The 26380-nt window shown below is 63.9% G+C and carries 15 protein-coding genes; 4 read left to right on the plus strand and 11 right to left on the minus strand.

Annotation, left to right across the window (positions count from 1 at the left end; translation table 11 throughout):
- The 5 genes from G6P88_RS05710 to G6P88_RS05730 form a co-directional block, all read right to left on the minus strand.
- Complete coding sequence (locus G6P88_RS05710; RefSeq protein ID WP_165322282.1) at window positions 1-6210, minus strand: calcium-binding protein; 6210 nt, start codon at window positions 6208-6210, stop codon at window positions 1-3.
- A 362-nt stretch (window positions 6211-6572) separates the two neighbouring features.
- On the minus strand, window positions 6573-6845 hold the full coding sequence (locus tag G6P88_RS05715) for a hypothetical protein (RefSeq protein ID WP_165322283.1): 273 nt from the start codon (window positions 6843-6845) through the stop codon (window positions 6573-6575).
- A gap of 82 nt (window positions 6846-6927) precedes the next feature.
- Window positions 6928-10044 (minus strand): efflux RND transporter permease subunit, encoded by a 3117-nt coding sequence (locus G6P88_RS05720; RefSeq protein ID WP_165322284.1) that lies wholly within the window; start codon window positions 10042-10044, stop codon window positions 6928-6930.
- Entirely contained in the window at window positions 10041-11093 is a 1053-nt protein-coding gene (locus G6P88_RS05725) for an efflux RND transporter periplasmic adaptor subunit (RefSeq protein WP_165322285.1), read from the minus strand. Before G6P88_RS05725 ends, G6P88_RS05720 begins: the two co-directional genes overlap by 4 nt.
- Before the next feature lie 116 nt (window positions 11094-11209).
- Window positions 11210-11827: a TetR/AcrR family transcriptional regulator gene (locus tag G6P88_RS05730; protein WP_165322286.1), complete on the minus strand. Its 618-nt coding sequence runs from the start codon at window positions 11825-11827 to the stop codon at window positions 11210-11212.
- 119 nt (window positions 11828-11946) lie between these two features.
- Here G6P88_RS05730 and G6P88_RS05735 point away from each other — a divergent pair, with 119 nt between their 5' ends.
- The gene (locus G6P88_RS05735) at window positions 11947-13380 is read left to right on the plus strand and encodes an efflux transporter outer membrane subunit (RefSeq protein ID WP_226946738.1); all 1434 of its coding nucleotides are present in this window, start codon (window positions 11947-11949) and stop codon (window positions 13378-13380) included.
- 114 nt (window positions 13381-13494) lie between these two features.
- Here the strand turns inward: G6P88_RS05735 and G6P88_RS05740 are convergent, their stop codons facing one another.
- The 6 genes from G6P88_RS05740 to G6P88_RS05765 form a co-directional block, all read right to left on the minus strand.
- Window positions 13495-14109 carry an SRPBCC family protein gene (locus G6P88_RS05740; protein WP_206335874.1) on the minus strand — a complete coding sequence of 205 codons (615 nt, stop codon included), beginning with the start codon at window positions 14107-14109 and terminating at the stop codon, window positions 13495-13497.
- Window positions 14110-14127: 18 nt separating this feature from the next.
- Complete coding sequence (locus G6P88_RS05745; RefSeq protein ID WP_165322288.1) at window positions 14128-14922, minus strand: FAD binding domain-containing protein; 795 nt, start codon at window positions 14920-14922, stop codon at window positions 14128-14130.
- Window positions 14922-17291 carry a xanthine dehydrogenase family protein molybdopterin-binding subunit gene (locus G6P88_RS05750; RefSeq protein ID WP_165322289.1) on the minus strand — a complete coding sequence of 790 codons (2370 nt, stop codon included), beginning with the start codon at window positions 17289-17291 and terminating at the stop codon, window positions 14922-14924. Before G6P88_RS05750 ends, G6P88_RS05745 begins: the two co-directional genes overlap by 1 nt.
- Window positions 17288-17740 carry a (2Fe-2S)-binding protein gene (locus G6P88_RS05755; RefSeq protein ID WP_282097780.1) on the minus strand — a complete coding sequence of 151 codons (453 nt, stop codon included), beginning with the start codon at window positions 17738-17740 and terminating at the stop codon, window positions 17288-17290. Before G6P88_RS05755 ends, G6P88_RS05750 begins: the two co-directional genes overlap by 4 nt.
- Window positions 17741-17779: 39 nt before the next feature.
- Complete coding sequence (locus tag G6P88_RS05760; protein ID WP_165322291.1) at window positions 17780-19645, minus strand: outer membrane protein assembly factor BamB family protein; 1866 nt, start codon at window positions 19643-19645, stop codon at window positions 17780-17782.
- 111 nt (window positions 19646-19756) lie between these two features.
- A complete protein-coding gene (locus tag G6P88_RS05765; RefSeq protein WP_165322292.1) occupies window positions 19757-22096 on the minus strand; it encodes a TonB-dependent receptor in 2340 nt (779 codons plus the stop codon).
- A gap of 497 nt (window positions 22097-22593) precedes the next feature.
- On the opposite strand from G6P88_RS05765, the gene G6P88_RS05770 reads away from it, so the two are divergent.
- Genes G6P88_RS05770 through G6P88_RS05780 form a run of 3 tightly spaced genes read left to right on the plus strand, consistent with a single transcriptional unit; the run spans window position 22594 to window position 26380 of the window.
- Window positions 22594-23946, plus strand: a complete 1353-nt coding sequence (locus G6P88_RS05770; RefSeq protein ID WP_165322293.1) for a metal-dependent hydrolase family protein — start codon at window positions 22594-22596, stop codon at window positions 23944-23946.
- Window positions 23946-25166 (plus strand): cytochrome P450, encoded by a 1221-nt coding sequence (locus tag G6P88_RS05775; RefSeq protein WP_165322294.1) that lies wholly within the window; start codon window positions 23946-23948, stop codon window positions 25164-25166. The genes G6P88_RS05770 and G6P88_RS05775 overlap by 1 nt, the downstream gene beginning before the upstream one ends.
- A complete protein-coding gene (locus G6P88_RS05780; RefSeq protein ID WP_206335875.1) occupies window positions 25163-26380 on the plus strand; it encodes a cytochrome P450 in 1218 nt (405 codons plus the stop codon). The genes G6P88_RS05775 and G6P88_RS05780 overlap by 4 nt, the downstream gene beginning before the upstream one ends.

Here is a 26380-nt window from a genome sequence, read left to right on the forward strand (position 1 = left end):
TTAGTCGATGAGGAAATCCAAATGCGACAGGGACGAAACGGACAGGTTGAACCGTGCGAATTGCTGTGCGCCACCATCTCCGCTGCCATCAGCGTCGTAATAAAGTCCTCCACCGACATTGTCGTAAATGATGCGATGGGTGTTGTCGGCGGCCATGCTGCCGACGAAGAACTGGTTTTCGCCAAGTAGGCCCAGTCCGATGCCCTGAAAGATAGCGTGGTCGAGGCGAAACAGGTCGAACCCGACAGCGAAATCCATCACCATGTCGACATTTCCGGGGACCAGTGCGGTACCGAAGCTGAATATGTCCCCACCCGCTCCCCCGATCAGGGTATCGCTGCCCGCACCTCCGTCCAGCGTATCATTGCCAGCACCACCGTTCAGGACGTTGGCTCCGCTGTTGCCTACGATGACGTTATGTTCGTTGTTGCCGCTGCCATTGATGCCGGCCGAACCTGTCAGCGTTAGATTTTCGATGTTGGCGCCGAGCATGTGCGTGACCGAAGCATTTACCGTATCGGTTCCGGCCCCAGCAGCCTCGGTGGTGACGTCACCCGTCGCATCGACCACGTAGATGTCGTCACCGGTGCCACCCGCCATCCGGTCAACTCCGGTGCCGCCGTTCAGCACATCGTCACCGGCACCGCCGGAGAGGGTATCGCTCTCCGCCCCGCCGTTCAGCACATCGTCGCCGTCGCCACCGTTCAGGCTATTCCTGCCGCCATTACCCGTGATGATATTGTCGGACGCATTGCCCGTGCCGTTGATGTTGCCGTTGCCCGACAGGGTCATGTTTTCGACATTGGCCCCCAGCACATAGCTGACCGAGGCCGCGACGCTATCGATCCCGCCGTCCGCGTGTTCAGTGATCAGGTCGCCGCTGGCGTCGACAGCATAGCTGTCATTGCCCACACCGCCCGCCATTCTATCACTGCCGGTGCCACCATCGAGGTGGTCATCGCCTTCTCCTCCGCTCAAGGTATCTGCGCCAGCCCCGCCGATCAGGATATTGCTGCCGCTGTTGCCGATAAGCTGATTGGCCGACGCATTGCCTGTACCGTTGATGTCGCTGTCGCCCACCAGGGTGAGCGTCTCGATATTGGCTGACAGGACGTAGGATACCGAAGCGGTGACGCTGTCGGTGCCCCCATTGGCGCTTTCGATTATGGCGTCGCTTGCAGTGTCGACGACATAAGCGTCATTGCCCGAACCGCCGACCATGACATCGTTGCCGCTGCCGCCATCCAGCACATCGTTGCCGGCGCCGCCGTTCAGCGTGTCGCTCCCCGCACCGCCCGTCAGCGCATTCGCGCCGCCATTGCCTGTGAGAACGTTGTTCGCGCCATTACCGGCGCCATAAATGTTGGCAGAGCCGGTGAGGGTCAGATTCTCGATATTGGCGCCCAGTGTGTAGCCAACCGAGCTGCTGACCGCGTCGATGCCGCCGCCCTCGAGCTCGACAACGTCGTCGCCAGCGCTGTCGACGACGTAGCTGTCGCTGCCGGCCCCGCCAACCATCGAATCGGCGCCGGAGCCGCCGTCGAGCATATCGTTGCCGGCACCACCTTCGATCGTATCGTTGCCTGCGTCGCCTTTCAGGACATTGTTGCCGCTGTTGCCCACGACGACATTGTCCAGCACATTGCCGGTGCCGTTGATGTTGGTCGAACCGGTCAAGGTCAAATTCTCGACATTGGCCCCGAGGGTGTAGCCGATTGAAGCGCTGACCGTATCAGTGCCGGCTTCCGCTGCCTCGCTCACGACATCGCCCGTCGCATCGACGATATAGCTGTCGTCCCCAGCACCGCCCGCCATGGTGTCGCTGCCGCTACCTCCATCGAGCGTGTCGTTGCCGGCGTTGCCCGTAAGTGCGTCGTTGCCGCCCGCACCACTCAGGACATTGTCGCCGCCATTGCCGGTAATCGCGTTGTTTGCGCTATTGCCGGTGCCATCAAGATCGCCCGCACCGGTCAGAACCAGATTTTCGACATTGGCGCCGAGCGTATAGCTGCCCGCGGCATTCACCGTGTCGGTGCCACCATTGCGGCCCTCGGTTATCAGGTCACCCGAATCATCGACCAGATAAAGGTCGTTACCGCTCCCCCCGACCAGCGCGTCGCTGCCTTCGCCACCGTCGAGCCTATCGTTGCCGCCGCCACCGATCAGCGTATCATTGCCAGCCCCGCCGGCGACAATGTTGGTGCCGTCATTACCTGTGATGACGTTGGCAAGACCATTACCCGTACCATCGATGGCGGCGCTGCCCGTCAGAGTCAGATTCTCAACATTATCGCTCAGGGTGTGCGAAATGGAAGCATTGACCGTGTCGGTGCCCTCGCCCGCAGCCTCCCTCACCCGGTCCCCGGCATTGTCGATGGTGTAGCTGTCATTGCCAGCGCCGCCCGACATAGAGTCCGCGCCGACGCCGGCGTCAAGTGTGTCAGCGCCCGCACCACCCTCGATCGTGTCGCTGCCCGCTCCGCCAACCAGAACATTGTTGCCACTGTTCCCGAGAACCACATTGTCCAGCAGATTGCCGGTGCCATTGAGGTTGGCCGAGCCGGTCAGAACCAGATTTTCGACGTTAGTGCCAAGCGTGTAGCTGATCGCGGCATGGACCGTATCGGTTCCGGCGCCCAATCCTTCGCTTACGATGTCGCGGGTCGCATCGACGACATAGCTGTCGTCACCAATGCCGCCTGTCATCGTGTCGTTGCCGCTACCGCCATCGAGCGTGTCATTGCCGGCATTGCCGGTCAGCACATCATTACCGTCTCCACCGCTCAGGACATTGTCGCCGCCATTGCCGAGCACGACATTGTTCAGGGCGTTTCCGGCACCGTCGATATCCCCGCTGCCGGCCAATGTCAGATTCTCGATATTGTCGCCGAGCGCGTAGCTGGCCGTGGCGCTGACCGTGTCGGTGCCGCTATTGCGGTCCTCGGCCACCAGATCCTCGGCTTCGTCGACCAGATAGAAGTCGTTGCCGCTCCCCCCGGCCAGCGTGTCGACGCCCTCACCACCGTCGAGCGTGTCGTTGCCTGCTCCGCCCGTCAGGGTATCGTTGCCGCCACCCCCGGCCAGAGCGTTCGCGTTCCCGTTGCCCGAGATGATGTTGGCGAGACCGTTGCCCGTGCCATTAATCGCAGCGCTGCCCGTCAGCGTCAGATTCTCGATATTGTCGCTCAGTCCGTAGGAAACCGAAGCGTTGACCGCATCTGTCCCCTCGCCTGCCGCCTCGCTCGCAACGTCGCTTACATTGTCGACGGTGTAGCTGTCGTCTCCGATCCCGCCCGCCATCGAATCGGCGCCGCCTCCGCCATCCAGCGCGTCGTTGCCCGCACCGCCTTCGATCCTATCGCTCCCTGCCCCGCCGCTCAGCACATTGTTGCCACTGTTGCCGACCAGGACATTATCCAGCGCGTTTCCGCTGCCAGCAATGTCGGCCGAGCCGGTCAGTCCCAGATTTTCGACGGTGCTGCCGAGCGTGTAACTGATCGAAGCACTGACGCGGTCGACGCCGGCATCCGCCATTTCGGTGACGATATCGCCCGTCGCATCGACGACATAGACGTCGTCACCGGTTCCGCCCGCCATGGCGTCATTGCCCTGGCCGCCGTCGAGCGTATCCGCCCCTTCGTTGCCCGTGAGCGTATCGTTGCCCGATCCGCCGGCGAGCAGATTGCTTCCGGCATTGCCGGCAATCGCATTGGCGGACGCATTGCCGCGGCCTTCGCTATGGGCTGAACCCGTCAGCGTCAGATTCTCGACATTGGCAGAAAGCATGAAACTATCCGATGCGCTGACGTCGTCTATGCCGCCATTCGCATCCTCGACGACGATGTCGCCCGCATCGTCGACGACATAGGCATCGTTGCCTGCGCCGCCGGCCATCAGGTCGATACCCGCGCCGCCATCCAGCCTGTCATTGCCGGCACCGCCGTTCAGCGTGTCCGCGCCATCGGCGCCCGAGAGATTATTATTTCCGTCATTGCCCGTGATGACGTTGGCCAGATGATTGCCGGTGCCGTCGAGATTGCCCGCGCCTGCCAGAAGGAGATTTTCTATTTCGATCGGAGCCAGCTGAAAGCTGACCGAGGCGGTGACGCTGTCAATGCCTCCGCCTGGCACCTCGCTGATCAGGTCGCCGATATTGTCGACGATATAGACGTCGTCACCAGCACCGCCGACGAGAACATCCCTATCGCCACCGCCATCGAGCAGATCGTTACCATCGCCGCCGGAAAGAGTGTCCGATCCTGCACCACCGTAAATGCTGTCATTGCCATCGCCGCCGCTAAGCTGGTTTCCTGCCACATTGCCGGTAAGGATATTCGCGAGCGCATTGCCGATCCCGGAGAGCGCGCCTGTCCCGGCAAGCACCAGATTCTCGACATTGTCCGGAAGGCTGAAGCTCGCCGACGTGTTGACCGTATCCGTGCCCTGATCGGCCTGTTCTACCACGCTGTCGATAAAGACGGGGCCGCCTTCATCGACGACATAGAGATCATCCCCCGTTCCGCCGACCAGACTGTCAGAGCCGGTCCAGCCGACGAGAATGTCGTCACCGGCTCCTCCCTCCAGCGTATCGTTGCCTTCCCCGCCTGCCAGCACGTTGGAGCCGCTATTGCCGGTCATGGCGTTGGACAGGGCGTTACCGATACCAACGAGCGGCGCGTTGCCGGTCAGGATCAGATTTTCGACATTGACCGGGAGGTTGTAATTCAGCGAGGCGATGACGAGATCATCGCCCTCATCTTCCCGTTCGATAACGACATCGCCGGCCTGGTCGACCTGATAGCGATCGTCACCCGCACCGCCGGCCATGGTGTCGTTGCCGGCACCCCCGTCGATACTGTCTCTCGACGCGGTCCCCGTCAGTACGTCGTCGCTGTTGGTCCCTATAGCCGGACCGATCTGGCCCGGAAGCTGCCCGGCCAGATTGTAGCTGGTGAAATCCTCGACGTTCCGATTCCGGAACACAAGCATCGTGGTCGCCAAATAGCCGGATCGGGCACTGCCATCGACATCGACCTGGAAGAGCGTATCCGCGCCCGACTGCACCAGCTTGAAATGCCCGGTGGTGAAGAGATTTCCGCCCGATACCGCGGGCACCAACACAGAATTTGTAGCATAATCGGCCAAGTCGAGAATATCGCCGTCGTCGCCCGTCTGGAAATCGGCGATCACGCGGGTTCCGCCCTGATAAGCGCGCGCCGTCTGGAAGAGGCGAAGCGTATCCGAACCGGCGCCGAGCGTCACGTAGGTGCCGGCGCTGGCCAGATAGACGGTCACGATATCGTCGCCGGCGCCAGCATCGATCACCGCGTTCTCAACCCTGGCGAATATCTCGTCATCGCCGTTGCCGCCGTCCAGCGTGACCCGCTCGGCACGATAGGCGCTGATACGATCATCGCCGTCGCCGCCCATCATCGTGACCCGGACATTGCCGAAATCGGACGAGATGTAGAGTTCGTCATCTCCACCGCGCCCGTCGATCAGGTCGCTACCGTCAATGCCGTCGATATGATTGGCATTGTCATCGCCGATCAGCCTGTCGCCATGGCGGGATCCTTCGATGTTCTCGATCCCGATCAGGATATCGGAACCTGCACCCAGCCCGTTATTCTGGACCTGGCCCTGAAGATTTAGATCGATCGAGACCGGATCGCCGGTGTGACGATAGGTAACGGTATCGCTGCCCGATCCGCCATCGAGAAGATCGTCATCGGACCCGGCAGGCAAATTCACGCTGCCGAACAGCAGATCGTCTCCACCGCCGCCGCGGAGCGTATCGTTACCGTTGCCGCCGAAGAGCGTATCCGGCAATTCGCCGCCGGTGATGCTGTCATTTCCGCTGCCGGTAGCGATGTCGATCCGTTCGACGTCGACGATCGTTCCGCGCACCGCACCGCCGATCAGGATCGACGCGGCGGAGGCGGGATTGCCGAGGTCGACGGTGACGGCATCACCAACATAGAAATAGATCTCGAGCCGATCGGTACCCGCGCCGCCGTCGATCAGTTTGACGTCGCTGTCTTGGCTATCGAGATAAGCGCCCGCCAGTATGACGTCATCGCCATTGCCGCCGAAGAAGCTATCGCTGCCTTCGATCCCGGACAGCGTATCCGCCCCGTCCCCGCCTTCCAGCCGATCGTCTCCCGCACCGCCGATAAGCGTGTCGGCACCAGCCGTTCCGTTGATAAGCATGAGCCCCCCGGCGCGATAGTCAGCGGCTGGTATAGCCTGAAAGCTCTGGAAACCCAGAGTTTGCTGGGCAGAAAAAGATCCGTTCTGGTTCTGATTTGCCTGCGCCATCCGGGGCCCCGCAGTGCCGTCACGACAGCTCGGACGCGCGCTTTGGCGAGCCTCGTTCGCGTGCCCTCCTGATCGCCATGGCGAGGCTCAAACAGCCAGCGCCGTCACCTCGATGAAGGAGGGGATCCACCAATGCTTCCAGCGTTAAAAATTATATTGATATCGATTTAATTTGCTGACAGGATGGTTTCATCAAGGAGAGGTGGATCGGTGGCTGCGCTCGAACCGGGCGGGCCCCGACCGGGCCTCGGTCATCAGCAGCCTGTCCATTCGCGGCCGGCGACCGGATCGACCTGTCGGCGATCGACGCCGACCTTGGCACGCCAGGCAACACCGCCTTCACCGATGTCGGCGACAATGTCTTCACGGGTTTGGCGGGGGAATTGCGCCGGGTCGAAATCGCCAGCGGACACTGGCTGGTCGAAGGCGACACGAACGGAGATGGGGTCGCCGATCTGGCACTCGAGATCTTCACCGCATCCGGGCACGCTCTGGGCGTGGCCGACATCGACGTACGGGAAACGCACAACGGGATCGATCCCCTGGTAGCGGACGGATCATTCAGCATGGGATACTGAGGTCGCTCGCGCTGTTCATGCCGGCCGCTCATCAGGACGGCCGCTCGTTGGAGGGTATGGCATGCTCGGGAGGAGCCAACTCCCCCCGACCGTCGTCGGAAGGCGGCGTGACGCGGTACCAGATCGCGTAAAGCGCGGGCAGGAACACCAGCGTCAGCGCGGTTCCGCCGATCGTGCCACCGATCAGGGTGAATGCCAGCGATCCCCAGAAGACCGAGAAGGTCAGCGGGATGAAGGCGAGCACGGCGGCGAGTGCCGTCAGGATCACCGGCCTGGCGCGCTGGACCGTCGCCTCGACAACGGCATGATAGGGGGCGAGGCCCTCCGCCTCGTTGGTGTGAATCTGCCCAACCAGGATCAGCGTGTTGCGCATGATGATGCCGGCAAGCCCGATGAGACCGAGGATCGCGTTGAAGCCGAAGGGCTGCTGGAAGATCAGCAGCGTCGGAACAACGCCCACCAGCGCCAGCGGCGCCGTGAGCAGCACCATCGCCATCGCCGACATGGAGCGGACCTGGAAGATGATCACCACCATCATCAGCACGATCATGAGCGGGAAGACCGCGGCGAGCGCCTTGTTGGCCTTGCCGGACTCTTCCAGCGAAGCGGCGGTCTCGATCTTGAAGCCGGCCGGCAAGGTCGACACGATCGGCTCGATGTCCTTGAGCACCTGGTTCGCCACGTCGGGCGGCTGGAGACCGTCGGCGATGTCCCCGCGCACCGTGATCGTCGTATAGCGGTCGCGACGACGCAGGATCGGTTCCTCCATCCGTATCTCGATCTTCCCGATCTGCTCGAGCGGAACCCGCTGCCCGGCACTCCCGACAAGGGTGAAGCCATTCAGCCGTGCGGGATCGAGCCGATCCGGACCCGCACTGCGCGCGACCACATCTACCGTCCGAATGTCCTCGCGAACCTGGGTGACAGTCACCCCGGTCAGCAGGAACTGCAATTGCTCCCCCGCATCCTGCGAGCTCAGCCCGATCGATCGCAATCGATCCTGATCCAGCACGAAATGCGCCGTCGGCACCCGCTCGCCCCAGTCGGTGTTGACCTGGCGCATGGACGGATTGGCGAGCATCACGCCGCGCACCCGCTCGGCGATGGCACGGACCTTCGCGGCGTCCGGCCCCATCACCCGGAACGCGACCGGGAAAGGCGAATAAGGACCGAACACGATCTGCGTGGCGCGAATTCGGGCTTCGGGCGCCAGCCCTTCGGCAGCGGCGCGACGGACACGGCGCGTCAGGGTCTCGCGGGCCTCCTGGTCCGGCGTCAGGATCACGATCTTCGCGAAAGACGGGTCGGGGAGCTCGGGCGAAATAGCGAGAAAGAAGCGAGGCGCGCCCTGCCCGATATAGGATGTCACGATCCGGGATTCGGGCTGCTTCCTCAGCCACGCCTCGACCTTGGCGGTCGCAGCGCTCGTCGCCTCGATACTGCTGCCCTCCGGCATCTGGACCTCGACGAAAACTTCGGGCCGGTCCGAAATCGGAAAGAACTGCTGCTTGACCAGCCCCATCGCCAGCACCGCGACGATCAGTAGTCCAGCGACCGACAACAGAACCTTCTTCTTATGGGCTATCGTCCAGCCGACCATCGAGCGAAGCTTCTGGTAGCGCGGCGTACCGTAGATCGCGGCATGGCCTCCCTCGATCGGCTTGATGTCGGGCAGCAGCTTTACGCCGAGATAGGGCGTGAAGATCACCGCCACCACCCAGGAGGCGAGCAATGCGAAGCCGACCACCCAGAAGATGTTGCCGGCATATTCGCCCGCGCTCGACTTGGCGAAACCCACTGGCATAAGACCAATCGTCGTCACCAGCGTGCCCGCCAGCATCGGCGCAGCCGTATGGCTCCATGCGAAGGTGGACGCGAAGATACGATCGCGCCCTTCCTCCATCTTCACGACCATCGTCTCGATGATGATGATCGCGTCGTCGACGAGCAGTCCCAGCGCCAGGATCAGGGCGCCCAGCGTGATCCGGTCGAAATCGCGGCCGGTCGCCAGCATGATCACGAACACCGCGGCCAGCGTCAGCGGAACAGCCATCGCCACCACGATCCCGACCCGCCAGCCCATGCTGATCAGGCTGACCGCGATCACGACCGCGAGCGCCACCACGAATTTCAGCATGAACTCGCTATAGGCTTCCTGGATGTTGACGGCCTGGTCGGTGACCTTGTCGAAGGACAGGCCCAGCGGCATCTCGGAGGCGATCGCACCCGCCTCCTTTTCCAGGTCGCGACCCAGCTGAAGGCCGTTATAGCGCTCCTTCATGACCACGCCGAGGATCAGCGTGGGCTCGCCCTGGTGGCGGATCAGGAAGGTCGAGGGATCCTCATAGCCGCGCCGGACGGTGGCGATGTCGGCCAGTTTGAGGGTTCGTCCTGCGGCGACGATCGGCGTGTCGCGGATCTTGTCGAGATCGTCGAGCGCGCCGTCGAGCCGCACGAGCAGTTGCGGGCCCTTGGTGTCGATCGAACCTGCCGGGGTGATGAGGTTCCGGTTGGCCAGCGCTGCAAAGATGTCGCGCGCCGAGACACCCAGATTGGCGAGGCGGTCGGAAGAAATCTCGACGAAAATCCGCTCGGGTCGCTCGCCGACGATGTTGACCTTCTTGACGCCCGGCACGTGCAGCAGGCGCTGGCGGATCTGCTCGGCCTCCCGCACCAGCAAACGTTGCGGCTCGCCCTTGGCCTTGAGCGCGTAGAGGGCGAAGGTGACGTCGCCATATTCGTCATTGACGAACGGCCCCTGGACTCCGCGCGGCAATTGGGCCGCCGCATCGCCCAGCTTCTTGCGCGCCTGATAGAATTCTTCCGGCACCGCAGACGGTGGGGTCGAATCCTTCAACGTCACCGTCGTGAACGCTAGTCCAGGGCGGGTGAACGTCTCCGACCGGTCGTACCAGCGCAGCTCCTGCATGCGCTTTTCCAGCGGCTCGGCCACCTGATCCTGCATCTCCTGCGCCGTCGCGCCGGGCCAGGTCGTGACGACCGTCATCGCCTTGATGGTGAAGGTCGGATCCTCGGCGCGGCCAAGCTGTAGAAAGGCGTAAAGCCCGGCGAGCGAAACCGCGATGAGCAGGAACAGGGTGACGGCGCGTTCGCGGACAGCCAGGGCGGAAAGGTTGAACCCGCTCATTGCGCTTGCTCGACCGACAGGCGAACGGCTTCGCCTTCGTGGAGCAAATGGGCGCCGAGCGCGACGAAACGCTCGCCGGGTCGCAGCCCTGCGGCGATCGTCGCAGTCTCCTCGGCGACTCCGACCAGGCGGACCGGGCGCCAGCGGGCCTGGAGCGGCGTTCCCGCGACGACCCAAACGCCCGGCCCCTTGCCATTGTCATGGATGGCCGCAAGCGGCACCTCCATCGACCCGGCCGCCTTGCGCTCGGCAAGTTCGACGGTGATCGTCGAACCGAGCGGCGCCCGGGCGGCGGCGCCCTCCAGAACGTAACGCGCTTCGTACGTCCGGGTCAGCGGATCGGCGGCGTTGGACAGCTGCCGTAGCCGCGCCCGGCTGGTGCCCCCACCCACGAAAGCGTTGGCGCGCGCCACCGAGCCGATCGGCGGCCGAACCGCCTCCGGCAGATCGACAACGGCCTCGCGCGCACCGGCACGGGCCAGCTTCACGACGGTCTGGCCGGCCGCAACGACCTGCCCGGGTTCGGCCAGTGTTTCGACGACGATCCCATCGGCATCGGCCAGGAGGACCGAATAGCCGGCCTCGTTGCGCGCAACGTCCGCCTGGGCTTCGGTCGCCTTCAGCTGCGCCTGCGCAGCATCCGCCGCCGCCTTCGCCTGATCATAGGCCGAAGCGGAAATCGCTCCCGCAGAGACAAGATCGCGAAGCCGGCGCTCGTCCGCAGCCGTCTGCAATGCTCTCGCCCGGGCCGCCTCGACGAAGCGGCCCTGTGCCGCAGCCGCAAGCGCCAGATCGGTTCGGTCGATGCGCATCAGCGGCTGGCCGCGCCTGACAGCCTGTCCGGTATCGACCAGCCGGGCAACGACCTTTCCAGGGACGCGGAAGCCGAGGTCGCTCTGGATCCGCGCAGAGACGACGCCGGTAAAGGCCCGACTGCGCGCTCCACCGCCCATAGCTGTGGCGACCCGCACGAGTTGCGGCCCTGTCCGGGGGTCGTCCTCGCTCTTCGTGCAGGCCGAAAGCGACAGCGCCACCGCGCTCGTCATCATGAGAAATCGAATCGGAGTCGATCGGGACAAATTGGTTCGGGACATGAGGCGTTCTCCGCGCGGGATATCGCCCTGTCTCATCGAGTGACCAATATGTCAACTGGTCACAAACCTTATCAGGGTGCGAGGCTCCGCAGCACCAGATTGGCGACCTCGTTGGGCGCATCGGGAAGCACATCGAGATTATGCTGCAGCATCATCGGGTTCATGAAGGGTTGCATGACCTGGAGGATGCCGCGGCACGTCTCGTCGAGCGGCGTCTTGCGCTCGAACTCGCCCGCTTCGCGCCCTTCCCGGATGATTTGCTGGAGGATGTCGGACACCTCCTTCAGATAGGCACGGGACGACCCCCAATCCTCCAGAGTGGATACTGCGGCGATATCGTAAAGCTTGCGCTCGGCAAAAAAGAGGGTGGTACTTTGTTCGACTATAGCTCTGAAAAGGCGCCTGAATTTTTCCGAAGCGGTCGGGGCGTCGGCCAATGCCACATGGATCGTCTGCACGATTTGACAGAGGCAGCCCGAACAGATCGCTTCGCCGATCGCCTGTTTAGACTCGAAGAATTTATAGATGTAGCCCTTCGAAAAGCCGATCGCCCTGGCAAGATCGGAAACCGTCGTCTTGTCATAGCCATAGAGGGTGAAATGCTCTTTGGCGGCAGCGATGATGGCATCGCGCTTCTCGGTCTCGGCGGGTCCACGCTGGCCGGCTGTGGCGGGGATCATCTGCGTCATGGGGGCCTATGATAATTGGTGAGACGATTGACAACAAGTGACCATATTGTACATTGGTCACATCACCTTTGGACGAAATCTGGACAATGCGCGCCTTTCCTCTCTCGCTCGCGCCTCTCATGACCGGTTTCGTCCTGTCGGGTTGCGCTGCCGGCCCCGACTACCACCCTCCGGTCATCACCGCACCCTCGGCGTTCATGAGCGGGGCCGCGATGGCGACACGGACGTCGCCACAGATGGGAGATCAGGCATATTGGTGGACCCGCTTCGGCGATCCGTTACTCACCGAGCTCGTCGGCACGGCCTTGACCCAAAATCTCGACATCGCACAGGCTGCGGCACGCCTCAGCCAGGCCCAGGCCGGACTGCGCGCGGCGGGCGCCGCCCTGCTCCCGTCCCTCGCTGCCTCCGGATCGGCGGCGGCCGCCCGTCAGTCGCTGGAAACGCCGCTGGGGCGCTTTGCAGGCAATGCCCCGGGATTCGATCGAGATAACGCGCTTTACGATGCCGGTCTGAGCGCCGCGTGGGAAATCGACCTGTTCGGCGGTCTGCGACGTGGCCAGGAAGCAGCGCGTGCCGATTACCAGGCATCGCAGGCGGGAGCAGCGGCCACCCGTCTGGCGGTCGCGGCCGGGACAGCCGACACATATCTGACAATTCGCGGCCTGCAGGCTAGGATCGGGATCGCCGAGCGGCAAGTGGAAACCCAGCGCCGGCTCGTCGAGATGGTCCGGCTGCAATATGAGAAGGGCGTCGCCGCCGAACTCCAGCTTCGCCAGACCGAAGGCGCGCTTGCCCAGGTCGAGGCCAGCCTGCCGGTGTTGCGCAGCGGTCTGGACGCAGCCCTGAATGCGCTCGACATCCTTCTCGGCGTCCAGCCCGGTACCTACCGCAGCGCCTTGTCCGATGTGCGGCCGATCCCCGCTGCGCCCGCCATCGGCGAGATGGGCACGCCCCAGCAATTGTTGCGCCGACGACCCGACCTGATCGTTGCCGAACGTCGTCTCGCTGCCTCGAACGCACGGATAGGCGTCGCCGTCTCCGAATATTATCCGAAGCTGTCGTTGAGCGCCCTTCTGGGCGGATCGGCGACGAGCGCCGGCAATGTGTTCACCGGCAGCGCCACCCAGGCACAGGGCGCGTTGGGCTTGCGCTGGCGGCTGTTCGACTTCGGGCGCGTCGACGCTCAGGTGGCTGCGGCCAGGGGCGTCAATGCGGAAGCCCTCGCCACATATCGGCTGGCCGTGCTGCGCGCGTCGGAGGATGTCGAGTCCGCCTTTTCCGCTCTCCTCAACCGGGAGGAGCAGGTCGCGACGCTGGCCCGGGGCGAGGCCGCTCTGACCCGTGCGCAGGCCGCGTCGCTGGCCGCCTATCGCGGCGGCGCGGTCAGCCTGATCGAAGTGCTGGATGCCGATGGCCGCCTGCTCGCAACGCGCGACGCGCGCGCCCAGGCGCAGACCGAAGCCGCCCGCGCGGCCGTGGCCTCCTTCCGCGCGCTTGGCGGGGGATGGGAGGCGCCCACTGCTGACAGGAATAGTGACCCGACGCCGTAGGTGAAATCCAGCGCGGATATGCGTCCCGCTCTCTCCGTGCCATCACCGCATTCTCGGATCGGCCTTCAGTTTATTGGCGCACTTGACGGCATAGGCGCGGCGCAAAGTACAAGCCTATGTCAGAAGAACCAGCACGGCTCCTCCACCGAGCAACAAGGCGGCAGCGATCAGGAAAACCGGCAACCGCGTCCGGGGCCGGTCCGGCGCTTCCGCCCCCGGGCTTTGCTCGGAAGCGGGCGGCGCCTCAAGGACATCGGCCAGAGGGGAGAGAGGAAGAGAGACAGGCTCATGCTCGGCGACCGCAGCGGCGAATTTGCTGAAAAAATCGTCTGCCATCGACTTCGCCGTGCCCTCGACGAGCCTGGCGCCCATCTGGGCGATCTTGCCGCCGATCTGCGTTTCGGCAACATAGGTCAGCAGCGTGCCGCCATCCTGCTGCGCCAGCGTGACCTGGGCGCTGCCCTTGGCAAATCCTGCGACACCGCCCTGCCCTTCGAACTGCATGCGGCAACTATGGGGTGCATCGATCTCGGTCTGCCGCATCGTGCCAGTGAAGCGCGCACTGACGGGCCCGATCTTGGCGGCAACCCGCCCGACGAATTCGGTCTCGCTCGTGCGCTCCAGCGCCTCGCAGCCCTTCAGGCAGGCCTTGAGTATCTCGGTGTCGTTGAGCGCCGCCCAGGCGGCATCAGGCGAGCAGGGCAAAGGATAACTTCCGGTGATCTGCATCCCAATCGCAGTCCTTTATCAGAGAAAGTGCGCCAGTGCCCGCCGGGTTACGACGCTGACAAGATGGTGGCGATATTCCGCCGAGCCGTGCATGTCGCCGGTAAACAGGTCTCTATCCAGCTGCACCTTGTCCAGGGCATCCACCGTGCCGCCCCGGTCGAGATGCTCTTCGCCTTCACGCCAACGGAAGACCCCATTCCCTCCACCCGTTACAGCGATCCGGTACCCACCATCCGTCTTGGCGGCGAAGACGCCGATCAATGCGAAACGTGACGCGGGATTGCGGAACTTCACATAGGCCGCGCCAGAGCAGACCGGAAAGATGACTGCGGTCACCAGTTCGCCCGGCTCGAGCGCCGTCGCGAACATGCCCTGAAAAAAGGCATCGGCATCCAGCTTGCGAAGGCTGGTGACGATCACAGCGCCCAGCGCAAGAAGCGCGGACGGATAGCAAGCGGCTGGATCGTTGTTGGCAACGGATCCCCCTATCGTGCCGCGATGCCTGACCTGCGCGTCGCCGATCCCAGCGGCCAACTGCGCCAGACCTGGCACATGCGATTGCACGAGCGGATCGACCGCGACCTCGGCATGGGTCATGGCGGCGCCGATCTCAAGCCGTCCGTCGACGAGCCGTATCCCGCGCAGTTCCGCCAGACGTGCTATGTCCACGAGGCGGGATGGCATGGCAAGCCGGGCCCGGAGAACCGGCATCAGCGTCTGCCCGCCCGAAATCGGCTGAGCGCCATCATCCTCTTCGAGCAGTGCCAGGGCCTCGGCCAGCGACACAGGGCGGCTATAGGCAAGTTCGTACATCAGGCAGCCTCCGTCCGCTGCCGGCACAGCCGCCAGATCTTTTCCGGAGAGGCCGGCATGTCGACATGGTCGACACCCAGGGCGTCGCAGATGGCGTTGATCACGGCGGGTGGCGATCCGATCGCGCCAGCTTCGCCGCAGCCCTTCATGCCGAGCGGGTTGACCGGCGTCGGGGACGGCCAGAAGCACAGGCCGAACTCGGGGAGGCTGTCCGCACGCGGCATGCCATAGTCCATATAAGACGCCGTCATCAGCTGCGCGCTGTCGGGATCGTACAGGGCATTCTCCCAAAGCGCCTGACCGATTCCCTGTGTCACGCCGCCATGAACCTGGCCCTCGACGATCATCGGATTGGCGACATTGCCAAAGTCGTCGGCGGCGTTGAATGCGACCACCTCGACGACGCCCGTGTCCGGATCGATCTCGACCTCGCAGACATGGACGCCGGCGGGATAGGTGAAGTTCGGAGGGTCGAAGAAAGTGGTCGCGACGAGGCCTGGCTCGATCCGGTCGGTCGGGAAGGCGGCGGCACTATGCGCGGCGCCGACCATCTCGGCAAAGGCGACCGTCCGGTTGGTCGCCGTGCTCGAGAAGATACCATCGGCGAAGTCGACCGTCGTTGCATCGACGTCCAGCATATGCGAGACGATCTCGCGGCCCTTCGCGATGATCTTGTCGCAGGACAGGACAGCCGCCGACAGGCCGACCGATGCCCGCGATCCATAGGTGCCGGTGCCGGCCTGGATGCGATCGGTATCGCCCTGAATGACGGTGACCCGGTTCATCGGAATACCGAAGCGTTCCGCGACGATCTGGCTGTAGACGGTCTGATGCCCCTGCCCGTGATTATGGGCCCCGGTCAGCACCTCCACCGATCCGCCCGGCTGGACCCGGATCTCGCAGGATTCCCACATCCCGCCGCCCCCGCCGAGGCTGGCGAGAAGCTTGGAGGGGCCGATGCCGCAGGCCTCGACATAGGCCGACAGACCGATGCCGCGCAGCTTGCCCTGCGAATGCGAGCGCGCCCGTCGCTCGGCGAAGGCGTCGTAATCGGCCAGCCGCAGCGCCGCATCCAGACAGCCCTCATAGTCCCCGCTATCATAGCGATAGACGAGAGGCGTCTGGTACGGAAAGGCTCGAATGAAGTTACGCCGCCGGATCTCGGCCGGATCGACCCCGATCTCCCGCGCCGCGAGATGCGCGAGCCGTTCGATCAGATAGGCCGCCTCCGGACGCCCCGCCCCGCGATAGGCATCGACCGGGCAGGTGTTGGTGTACACACCCTCGACCCGCGCATGCACAGCCGGGATCGCATATTGGCCCGACAGCATCGTCGCATACATGTACGACACCACGAGCGCGTTCGAGGTCGAAATATAGGCTCCCAGATTGGCCAGGGTATGAACGCGCAGGCCCAGGAAATGGCCGTCATCGTCCATCGCCAGTTCGGCACTCGTGACATGATCGCGGCCATGCGCATCGGTCAGGAAGGATTCGCTGCGCTCGGCGGTCCATTTGACCGGCCGATCGACCAGCCGCGCGGCGAAGGCGACGGCCAGTTCCTCGGCATAGGCCGGCGCCTTGGACCCGAAACCACCGCCCACATCGGGAGAGACGACGCGCAGGCTGTGCTCGGAGTCCAGGCCCAGCAGCATCATGAACAGCAGGCGGACGCCGATCGGGTTCTGGTGGGTCAGGTAGATCGTCATCGCGCGGTCGAACGCATTCCATTCGACATTGATCGCGCGCGGTTCGATCGCATTGGGGATAAGGCGGTTGTTGGTCAGCTTCAGCGCGACCCGCCGGGTGGCACGCGCAAAGGCGGCGTCCACCTCGTCGCGATTGCCCAACTCCCAGTCGAATGCGCGGTTTGCGGGAATATCCTCGTGAAGTTGCGCCGCACCGGGGGCAATAGCCCGCTCCATGTCAGCGACGGGAGGAAGGTCCTCATAATCCACCATCACGGCGTCTGCGGCGTCTCGCGCCTGCTCGCGGGTCTCGGCGATCACCAGCGCCACCGGCTCTCCGACGAACCGTACGACGTCCAGCGCCATCGCCCGATGCACCGCGACCCGGGCCGGAGTGCCGTCCACGGAGGACAAGGCCCAGCCAGAGGGTAGCGGATACAGGCCTCCCGCCTCGAGGTCCGCGCCTGTCACGATGCGGATCACGCCGGGGGATGCCTGGGCAGCATCGAGATCGATGCTGACGATACGGGCATGCGCCTGCGGCGATCGCACGAACGCCGCATGAGCCTGGCGGGGCAGGTTCAGATCGTCCACATAGCGACCGCGCCCGGTGATGAAGCGCGCGTCCTCGACCCGCTTGGTCGACTGCCCGAACTTTCCGTAGATCGGGGCGTCGGTCATGCCGGCTCACCCATCTTGGCGGCGGCCGACACGACCGCCCGAACGATGTTGTGGTAACCTGTGCACCGGCAGAGATTGCCCTCGAGTTCGGATCGGACGGTGGCCTCGTCGGGGCGACCGTGCCGTTTCACGATATCGATCCCCATCATGATCATGCCCGGCGTGCAGAAACCGCATTGAAGGGCATGCATCTCCCGAAAGGCTTGCTGCATCGGATGCAGGTCCGATCCGGCGGCCAGCCCCTCGATGGTGACGATCTCGCTGCCTTCGGCCTGTACCGCGAGCAGGGAGCAGCTCTTTACGGCCTTTCCATCCATATGCACCGTGCAGGCGCCGCACTGGCTGGTGTCGCAACCGACATGGGTCCCGGTCAGACGCAGACCGTCGCGCAGCGCATGGACGAGCAGCGTCCGGTCCTCCACCTCGAGTTCGACGTCGGCGCCGTTCACTCGCAAACCTATCCTGCCCATCGGCTCTATCCTCTCCGCTCAGCGCGCCTTGTCGGCAGGGCCGAACACCAGCAACATGTTTCCCGGCTCGTGAAAATAGAGACCATAGCCGGAATTGATCACGACATGACCGTCGCCAATGGCGGCGCCCGCGCCGGACATGCCGCCGCCACGGCCGTGCATCCCGTTGACCCCGACGAAATCGCGAACCGTGTCGAAATCCCACAGCAGGGCACCGTCCTTTCGCGCATAGGCGCGGACATGGCCGTCGAGATGCCCGGCGACGACCGCGCCAGGCAAGGCAGTTACCGCCGCCGAAATACCGGGGTCGCAAAAAGGCCTGTCCGAGCCGCAGACATTGGCCTGGACACGGCTCCACAGCAGCTTGCCGGCCAGGATATCGACGGCGTGCATCCCCGGCCGGGCCGCAGCCGCGTCCATGACCTTGCCGTCGCGCAGATTGTTCATGTCGTTGATCGGGACGTACAGAGTCGTGCCCTCGACGGCCATGCCGAAGTGGACGCCCCCCTGGATGCTGCCGCGCCCGACCTTGACCTGCCAGAGCAGCGCGCCGGCCTTGTCGGGATCGAGGGCATAGACGGTGCCGTTCTTGTGCCCGACCAGCAGCAATTGCTTCCCGCCCGGCAGATCCACCAGCAGGGGCGAACTGGAATGGTCGAAGTCCGGCCCCTTCTCCGTCGGGCAATTGGGATTGTCGGCCATCATGCAGGCGACGTTCCAGGCATCGCCGGTGATGGTCTGGCGATGCCAGACCCGCTTCCCGCTGGCGATATCGATCGCGAAGATCGAGTCGCTGTTCTCATCGGCCGGGGACGAGTAATTCTCGCCGGTGCCGGCGTAGATCAGGCCCCGGGCAGCATCCAGCGTCGGGCTGAGCCACATCGGTGCCCCCGATGGGCCGTAGATGTCCGCGCCGGCCGCGGTCTTGCCGAGAAGACGGGGCCGTTCTGGAATGGCCCAGAAGCGCCAGACCTCGCGCCCGTCATTCGCATCGAGCGCGACCATGGATCCCCGGAAGGTGCAGCAGGGATAGTTCGGATCGGCTGCGGGCACGACCTCCAGCGAAGAGACCGGCGCATAGATCCGTCCATCATGGTAGAGCGGCGTGGCCGTGATGGTTGCGCTGGGATGCTCGTCGAGACGCTTGCTCCAGCGCTCCTTGCCGGTCAGCGCATCGACCGCATAGAGCCGGCCGAGGATGTCGCCGAAATAGACCGAGGGGGTGGGACCGTCGACCAGCACCACGCCGGTGCGGACCTCGCCTGCCGCCTGGTAGATCCACTTGGCACAGCCGGTCTTCAGGTCGAACGCATAGACCCTGCCGTCCTCGCTGCCGACGAACACCGCGCCCAGGCCGATCGAGGGTTGAGACCGCGCCTTCGACGCGTTCGGGAACGCATAGGACCATTTGAGTTCGAGGCGCTTCAGGTCATCGGCCGAAAGCCCGGCCTGTGCGGCCGCGACGTAGCGCCGCGTGTCGTGGCCCCATCCGGCCGCGACGACCGGGCGCGACCGATCGAAACCGGCGGCACCGTCCTTGCACATCGGCGGCAGCGATATCTTCGGCAGGCCGTCGCGCAGATCGACCCGCGTGATATATTCGGCAACGCGCAATTTGTCGTCGGGTGAAAGCGCAGCCGCCTGCTCGCGCATGACGCCCTTCGTCATCGCGTCGACCACCGCCTGGGGTTGCAACATTTCGAGCCATTGCAGGTGCGGCGCCTTCGGCACCGAGCCATTGTGACAGAAGGCGCAATTCTCCGCGAAGATCCTGGCACCCGGCAAGCTGGCCCGATCGGCGATCAGCCCCTTGCCGGTGGCGAACTGCTCGGCCGATTTGACCGTCTCGGCCGCGCGCCCGCCTCCTCCGGCAGTAAGCAGCACGATTGAGCAAAATGCCGAAACCACCAAGGACAGTCGCTGCCAATTCACCCGTCGTCCTCCGTCATACTCTGAGCCGGGCACAATGCTGCGCCCGGCTCAGGTGTTCTCCGCTTAGAATTTGAACTCGATCTCGATGCCGTAGGTCGTGGGCGGATTGATCGTGCCGAACGTCCACAGGGCGAAGGTCGGGATCGGCACATTGCTCGCAGCGGTGCGGCCGAAGGTCGTTCCCACGTCGAGCACATGCAGGAAGTGATCCTCGCCGGTCAGGTTCCGGCCGAACAGCGAAACCTTGTACGTCTCGGTCTTGTAGCTGATCGACCCGTTGAGCGTACCGAACGCCTTGATTATGCCGGGATTGTTCGCGTGGGTGTTCACCGTGTTGCCGACGATCGAATATCGGCTCTTGAAGTTGTAGTCGGTGTTGAACAGCAACGAACGCTTGTCGCCGATAGGCAGCTCATAGTTCATGTTCAGCTCGCCGTTCCACTTCGGCGCGCGACGGAGCAGGAAGTTCGATTTGTCGATCGGTGCCAGCTGCCCGGCGTTCGGCCCGTCGAGCAGCGTGCCCTGGTCGAAATACTGGCCGTAGCCACTTTCCAGATAGCCCAAGTTGAAGCCCAGCGTCAGGCCGGCGATCGGCCTGAACTTGGACTCGAGCTCGAAGCCCTTGAGCGTCGCCGAAGCCGCGTTCTGAACGACCGTGACCGTCGCACCGGCGGGATCCGGGAAGACCACGTCTTCCTGCTTGTCGAGATATTTGGTGTGGAACGCGGAAATGTTGACCTGAACGCGCCGGTCGAGGAATTCGCTCTTCAGGCCCACCTCGAAATTGCGGACCTTTTCGGGATTGTACGGCCCAAGCGTCAGGATGTTGTTGCCGCGTCCGTTGAAGCCACCCGAACGGAAGCCCTCGGAATAGCTTGCGTACAGCAACACGTCTTCGCCGGGCTTGTAACTCACACCAACCTTCGGCGTGAACTTCTTCCACGTGGCTCGGCCTGTGGCCAGGCTGGTCGAACCGGGAATGACATTGCTGAAGCCGGGCGCATTCTGGCGCGTTTCGCTGCAGTCGCCATAGGAAACGAGATAGGTCCGCGCCGATACCGGTCCCTGTCCGAGACCGCCGCAGGCGCGCTTCTTGTCGACCAGGTAGCGGCCGCCGGCGGTGAAGGTCAGATTGTCGATCGCTTCCCAGTCGACCTGCGCGAAGGCCGCATAGCTTTTGGCCTTCTGCTGATAATCCGTGCCGCCCGTCTCTGCACCGAAGAAATAGGTGCGCTGGTTGAGATTGTACTTGCTGTCGAAAAAATAGAGGCCCGATACGACCTTGGCTCGGCCGATCGTTCCCTGATAGCGGAGTTCGGCGGAAAACTGGTCGATTTGCTGCGGACGTTCCGAGTTGAACAGCGTCGCGGCGACGCCGTCGAAGTCCTGGATCGAGTTTTCCTTGGTATCGCGATAATTGACGACGACGAAAAGATCGTGATCGTCGGCCAGGCCGAACTTGCCATTGGCCGTGATCGAATGGGTGTCCAGAAACGCCTTCTGGTCCAGCGACGTCGTGGGACGGCGATGGAAGCCGGCATTGCCCGCCGGCTGCCCCAATCCGATCCCGCCCGGCAGAGTCCCGAAAAGCTCGTTGGCCTCGGTGAGGGCGGTTACCGGACGCGTCGGCGTGCGATCGCGGATATAGTCGTACGCCAGGTTGATCTCGTTGCCGCCACCGAGCTCGACAAGCACCTGCGGGCTGATCATCAGGAGGTCGTTGTTGCCCTCCCGCTTGTTGCGCGTGACGTTTCGAAAATAGCCGCCGCCGTTGAGACTGACGAACGCCACTTTCGCGCTGATCGCGTTTCCGAGTTGCGGAAGATTGAGCACGCCCTTGACGTCGAACTGCTCGAACCGGCCATAGGTCGCGGATATCTTGCCGCCCCACTCTCCGGTTGGCCTCGCGCGCTGGACGTGCAGCAGGCCACCGATGGTGTTGCGGCCGAACAGCGTTCCCTGCGGGCCGCGCAGCACCTCGACCGTGGCCGCATCATAGACCGTCAGCAGCGCACCGGTGGTGGAAGCGAGATAGACGCCGTCCAGAAAGACGCCGACCGGCGGGTCGAACGACTTCTCGACATCGTTGAGCTGGATGCCGCGGATCGAGATCGCGGCTGTGCCGTTGCCCAGGATCGGATCGACGATCAGATTTGGCGCGATACTGCCGAGGTCGAGCAGGTCGCGGGAAAAGCGCTGCTCGATGAGAGCGGCGTTGAGCGCCGTAACCGGCACCGCGACGTTCTGGACATTCTCGGCTCGACGGTTGGCGGTCACGATGATCGGCGCGAAGCCTTCATCCACGACAGCATTGTCGGCCGCTGCGGCCGATACCGGGCTGGCGCAGATCATGCAGCCGATAGCTGCAGAACTGACCCCCATCAGAAGACCTGATCCCTTCATCTTCCTCTCCCCAATAGCCGGGCGTTTTTCCACCCGGATTTCCACCCGCCGCCGAACACGGTCGAGGTGGTGTCGATTGCTCCTAAGAACATCGATCTCGATTTATTTATATTGATATCGAAGCAAATTGCTTTGGCAAGCTGTTTTCAGCGAGCAGCCCGGCCAGGCCATTATATGCACAGCGTACAGCCGGTGAGTTTGTTGATTAACGAGGATATTTTCCAATTTTTCTCAGTCGGGGCGAGAAAATCGTCCCACTACAGCCATGGTCCTTGAATAGCTCGTGGCAAACCGGTCGAGACGATACCCGACGCTTGGCTTCGACTCACTTGTCTGAGCCCGGCTGTGCATCACATGGTGCCGAACTTTCGACCGCCCGCCTTTGCGTGCTCCGGATCAAATCTCATTCGTTTCAATGACATAACGACGTCAGAAAATTATATTGATCTCGATGCAATCTGCTGACAGGATGAATCGCATCAAGGAGAGGTAGTCCAGTGGCTGAGCGACGCAGACCCTGTCTGATCGAAAATGGGCGATTGTTTTCGGCGGTCGACGGCGCTTCCGACATTGCGGCCGTGGCCTTTGCCGGCGAAATCGTCGCGACCGGTGCGGATGCCGTCGCATGGGCGTCTGGCCGCAACGACGTTCAGCGGATCGATGCCCGTGGCATGACGGTCATGCCCGGCCTGATCGACGCGCATTGCCACATCAGTTTCGACGAACCTTCGTCGAACGACGAGCTTTTCTTCCACCGGCGCGAGGGCCTGGCCGCGATCGTGGCGGCCTATAACGTCCGGAAGGTGCTGCGGTCGGGGGTCACAACGCTCTTCGACGCGGATACCATCTACAACGTCTCGCTCGATCTGCGCGACGCCATCGAGGGCGGCGTTACCGAAGGCCCTCGCATGCTGTGCGGCGGCAATGCGCTGTTCACCAGCGTCGGCGGAACCGCTGGCCTTCTGGTGCCCGATGAAGGCGCCGTCGGTTACCTCAAGGTCACCCGCACGCGCGACGAGATCGTGACAGAGATCAGGCAGCAGGCCAAGCGCGGCGTCGACTGGATCAAGATCCACGTCACCGGGCTGATCCCCCGGCAGAGGGCAGCCGGCGAGATTCAGGTCTGGAACCGCGAAGAGCTCGAACTCGCCGCGCGGACCGCGCATGAACTCGGCCTTCCGATCGTCGGCCATTGCCGCAATGCATCCAGCACCCGCGATGCGGCGCGCGCCGGGTTCGACATGATCCTGCACGCCACCAATATGGACGACGAAGCCCTGACCGCCGTGTGCGAGACCCGGGTTCCGATCGTCCCCACCCTCACCTTCCAGGCGGTGCTTGCCGACCATGGCGACAAGGTCGGCGCCAGTGCCTTCCTACAAGACCTGTTCGCCAAGGAAATCGCCGACAGCAGCCGGCAATTGAAGGCGGCGCACGATGCGGGCGTACCGCTGCTGTGCGGCACCGAAAGCGGCTTTTCCATCACCCCCTATGGCGAGTGGCACTGGCGCGAACTGCAGGTGTTCGTCGACGATATCGGCATGACGCCGACCGAGGCTTTGCAATGCGCGACCCGCAAGGCGGCGCAGGTGCTGGGCATGAGCGAGATCGGCACGGTCGAGCCTGGCAAGCGCGCCGACCTGATCGTGGTCGACGGCGATATGACGCAGGATGTCACGCTGCTGGGTCGCCCGGGCGGCGTCCGCCATGTCTTCAAGGACGGGCTGTCGATCGACATCGAAACCCCCATGCCCGAGCGATCGCCGATGCCGTCGTGGCGCGTCTCCACCTATTCCACCATGATCGCGACCCGTCAGGCAGTGCTCGGCCGTCGCGAAGAGGATCGCTGATGTCCGACATCGAAATCCAGTCTTTCGGCGGGTGCGTGCACGCGCTGCGCCAGGCTGATCTGCGCCAATCGCTTTACGACGAAGCCGCCCTCATGATGGAGCGTGCGGTGGTCAATCTGCACGGCGCCGAGCACCGCGCGCGGCGCGGCGTTGAAGCCGTCATGTTCCGCAAGGACATCTTTCTCCACTATGAGAAGAACGTCCTGCCGCAGACCCTCGCCGAGACGCTCGCCCCGTTCCTGGCCGAGGGCGGCGGTGACCTCGTCGAGATCGGCTATCGGGTGATGATGAACCTGACGATCGACTTCACCGGGATCGATCGGCCGTTGCGCAGCGCTGAGGAGACCGGCGAGCTTCTGCGGCTTCTCAAGGAGTTCAGCCTCGCCCCGGCGCTCGGCCAGTCACTCGATCCGGCGGACGTCGCCGAAAAGAAGCGCCGCATCTCGATCGCGATGGAGGAGTTCAAAGCCCGTTTTCTCGATCCCTCGCTGGAGCGCCGCCAGGCCTTGATCGACAAGGTCGACGCGGGCGAGCTCGATCGGGCCGATCTCCCGAAGGACGTGCTGACGGCGCTGCTGCTCGGCCAGTCGGACCTCCAGCTCAGCGAGCGGGAATTCGTGCAGGAGGGCATCTTCTTCGTGCTCGCCGGCGCGCATACGACGATCCACTCGCTCGGCCACGCCGTTCATGAGATCCTCAACTGGCTCGATGCCCATCCCGAGGATCGCCAGCGGCTGCGCGACGATCCCTATTTCATTCAGCAGTGCGTCTATGAGAGCCTGCGGCTTCACCCGTCGAGCCCGGTCGCGCGCCGACGCGCCCTGTGCCCCGTGACCTTGAAGGACGGCGCAGTCGTCGAACCGGGGCAGCAGGTCGCGGTCAATCTGCGCGCCGCCAATCACGACACCGAATTGTTCGGCGAGGATGCCGACCGCTTCAACCCCCACCGAACGGTCAAGACCAGCTTCCGCTATGGCCTGTCGATGGGCGACGGGGCGCATGCCTGCCTGGGGCGCCATCTGGCGATCGGGGTCGATCCGAAGCCGGGCACCGATCCCGACAAGCATCAATACGGCGTCGTTCCGCTGATCGTGGCCGGCCTTTTGCGCCACGGCCTCAGACCCGACCCGAACGAGCGCCCCGAAAAGGACGGGACGATTACGCGCATCACCTGGGCCCGCTACCCGATCGTCTTCCGTCCGGATGAGGCGCTGCTGTGACCGCAACCACGAGCGACATCATCACGCTACGCGGCTTTGCCGACTGCGAGGCGGCGCTGCGCAACGCCAACCTCAAACAGGCGCTCTACGATGCGGGCAAGGTCGTCATGGAAGACGTGCTGCTCACGCTGCACGGCCCTGAACATCTGAAGCGTCGCGGCGTCGAGGCACGCGTGTTCCGGCGCAACTTCTTCAATCATTATGAGAAGGTCGTCTTCCCGAGCACCTTGGGGCAGACGCTCGCCCCCTATCTGGAAACCGGCCGCGCCAATCTCGTCGCCTTCGGCTATCGCGCGACCGTCAACCTGACGGCCGACTTTGCCGGCATCGACCGCCCGCTGAAGTCGGCGGAGGAAAGCGAGCAGTTGATCCGGCTGGTCAAGAAGCTCAGCGAAGGGGCCACGATGGTCCATTCGACGCGCGACCCGAAGGAACTGGAAGACGAAGTCAGGACGGCACTCGCCGAGTTCGACGACGCCTTCCTCCAACCCTCGATCCGTCGTCGGCAGGACCTGCTGGCGGACGTCGCGGCCGGCCGCATGGACCCAGCCGATCTGCCAAGGGACGTGCTGACCGTGATCCTCCAGGCGCAGGACGAGCTGGCCTTGGATGCCGATCTGCTCCTGCGCGAAATCGCTTTCTACATGCAGGCGGGCGCGCACTCGACCGCGAACACGGTCATCCATGCCTTTCACGAGATCATCGGCTGGGCCGGCCAGGACGCATCCCGCTGGGAGCGGCTTGGCGATCCGCTGTTCGTCCAGCGCTGCGTTCACGAAAGCCTCCGCCTGCACCCGGCCAGCCCGGAAGCGTGGCGGACGAGCATGTGCCCGATGGCGATGGCAGGCGCGGGCGATGTCAATACGGGCGACCGCCTGGTGCTCGACCTGTTCAACGCCAATCGCGACCCGAGCGTGTTCGGGGCGGATGCCGACAGCTTCGATCCCGACCGGGCCGTACCGAAGGGCGTGCTGCCGACCGCTCTCGCCTTCGGCATCGGCGTCCACGCCTGTCTCGGTCGCGAGCTCGACGGAGGCCTTCCAGCCAAGCCCGGCGCCGATCCCGACAGCCATCAATATGGCATCGTCGCGCTGATCGTCATCCGGCTGCTCGCACTCGGGGCCCGACCCGATCCCGATGCCGCGCCGCAGCTCGACACGAGCACCATCAGGCCCAACTGGGGCAGCTATCCAATCATCTTCGCCAAGGACTGA

It is taken from the genome of Rhizorhabdus phycosphaerae, from assembly GCF_011044255.1.
In the GTDB taxonomy this organism is placed as follows: Bacteria; Pseudomonadota; Alphaproteobacteria; order Sphingomonadales; family Sphingomonadaceae; genus Rhizorhabdus; species Rhizorhabdus phycosphaerae.

Bases quoted from the DNA above. Each gene is read 5' to 3' on its own strand.
- G6P88_RS05710 (WP_165322282.1), bottom strand. From the start codon at position 6,210: ATGCTTATCAACGGAACGGCTGGTGCCGACACGCTTATCGGCGGTGCG.
- G6P88_RS05720 (WP_165322284.1), bottom strand. From the start codon at position 10,044: ATGAGCGGGTTCAACCTTTCCGCCCTGGCTGTCCGCGAACGCGCCGTC.
- G6P88_RS05725 (WP_165322285.1), bottom strand. From the start codon at position 11,093: ATGATGACGAGCGCGGTGGCGCTGTCGCTTTCGGCCTGCACGAAGAGC.
- G6P88_RS05730 (WP_165322286.1), bottom strand. From the start codon at position 11,827: ATGACGCAGATGATCCCCGCCACAGCCGGCCAGCGTGGACCCGCCGAG.
- G6P88_RS05735 (WP_226946738.1), top strand. From the start codon at position 11,947: ATGACCGGTTTCGTCCTGTCGGGTTGCGCTGCCGGCCCCGACTACCAC.
- G6P88_RS05740 (WP_206335874.1), bottom strand. From the start codon at position 14,109: ATGCAGATCACCGGAAGTTATCCTTTGCCCTGCTCGCCTGATGCCGCC.
- G6P88_RS05745 (WP_165322288.1), bottom strand. From the start codon at position 14,922: ATGTACGAACTTGCCTATAGCCGCCCTGTGTCGCTGGCCGAGGCCCTG.
- G6P88_RS05750 (WP_165322289.1), bottom strand. From the start codon at position 17,291: ATGACCGACGCCCCGATCTACGGAAAGTTCGGGCAGTCGACCAAGCGG.
- G6P88_RS05765 (WP_165322292.1), bottom strand. From the start codon at position 22,096: ATGAAGGGATCAGGTCTTCTGATGGGGGTCAGTTCTGCAGCTATCGGC.
- G6P88_RS05775 (WP_165322294.1), top strand. From the start codon at position 23,946: ATGTCCGACATCGAAATCCAGTCTTTCGGCGGGTGCGTGCACGCGCTG.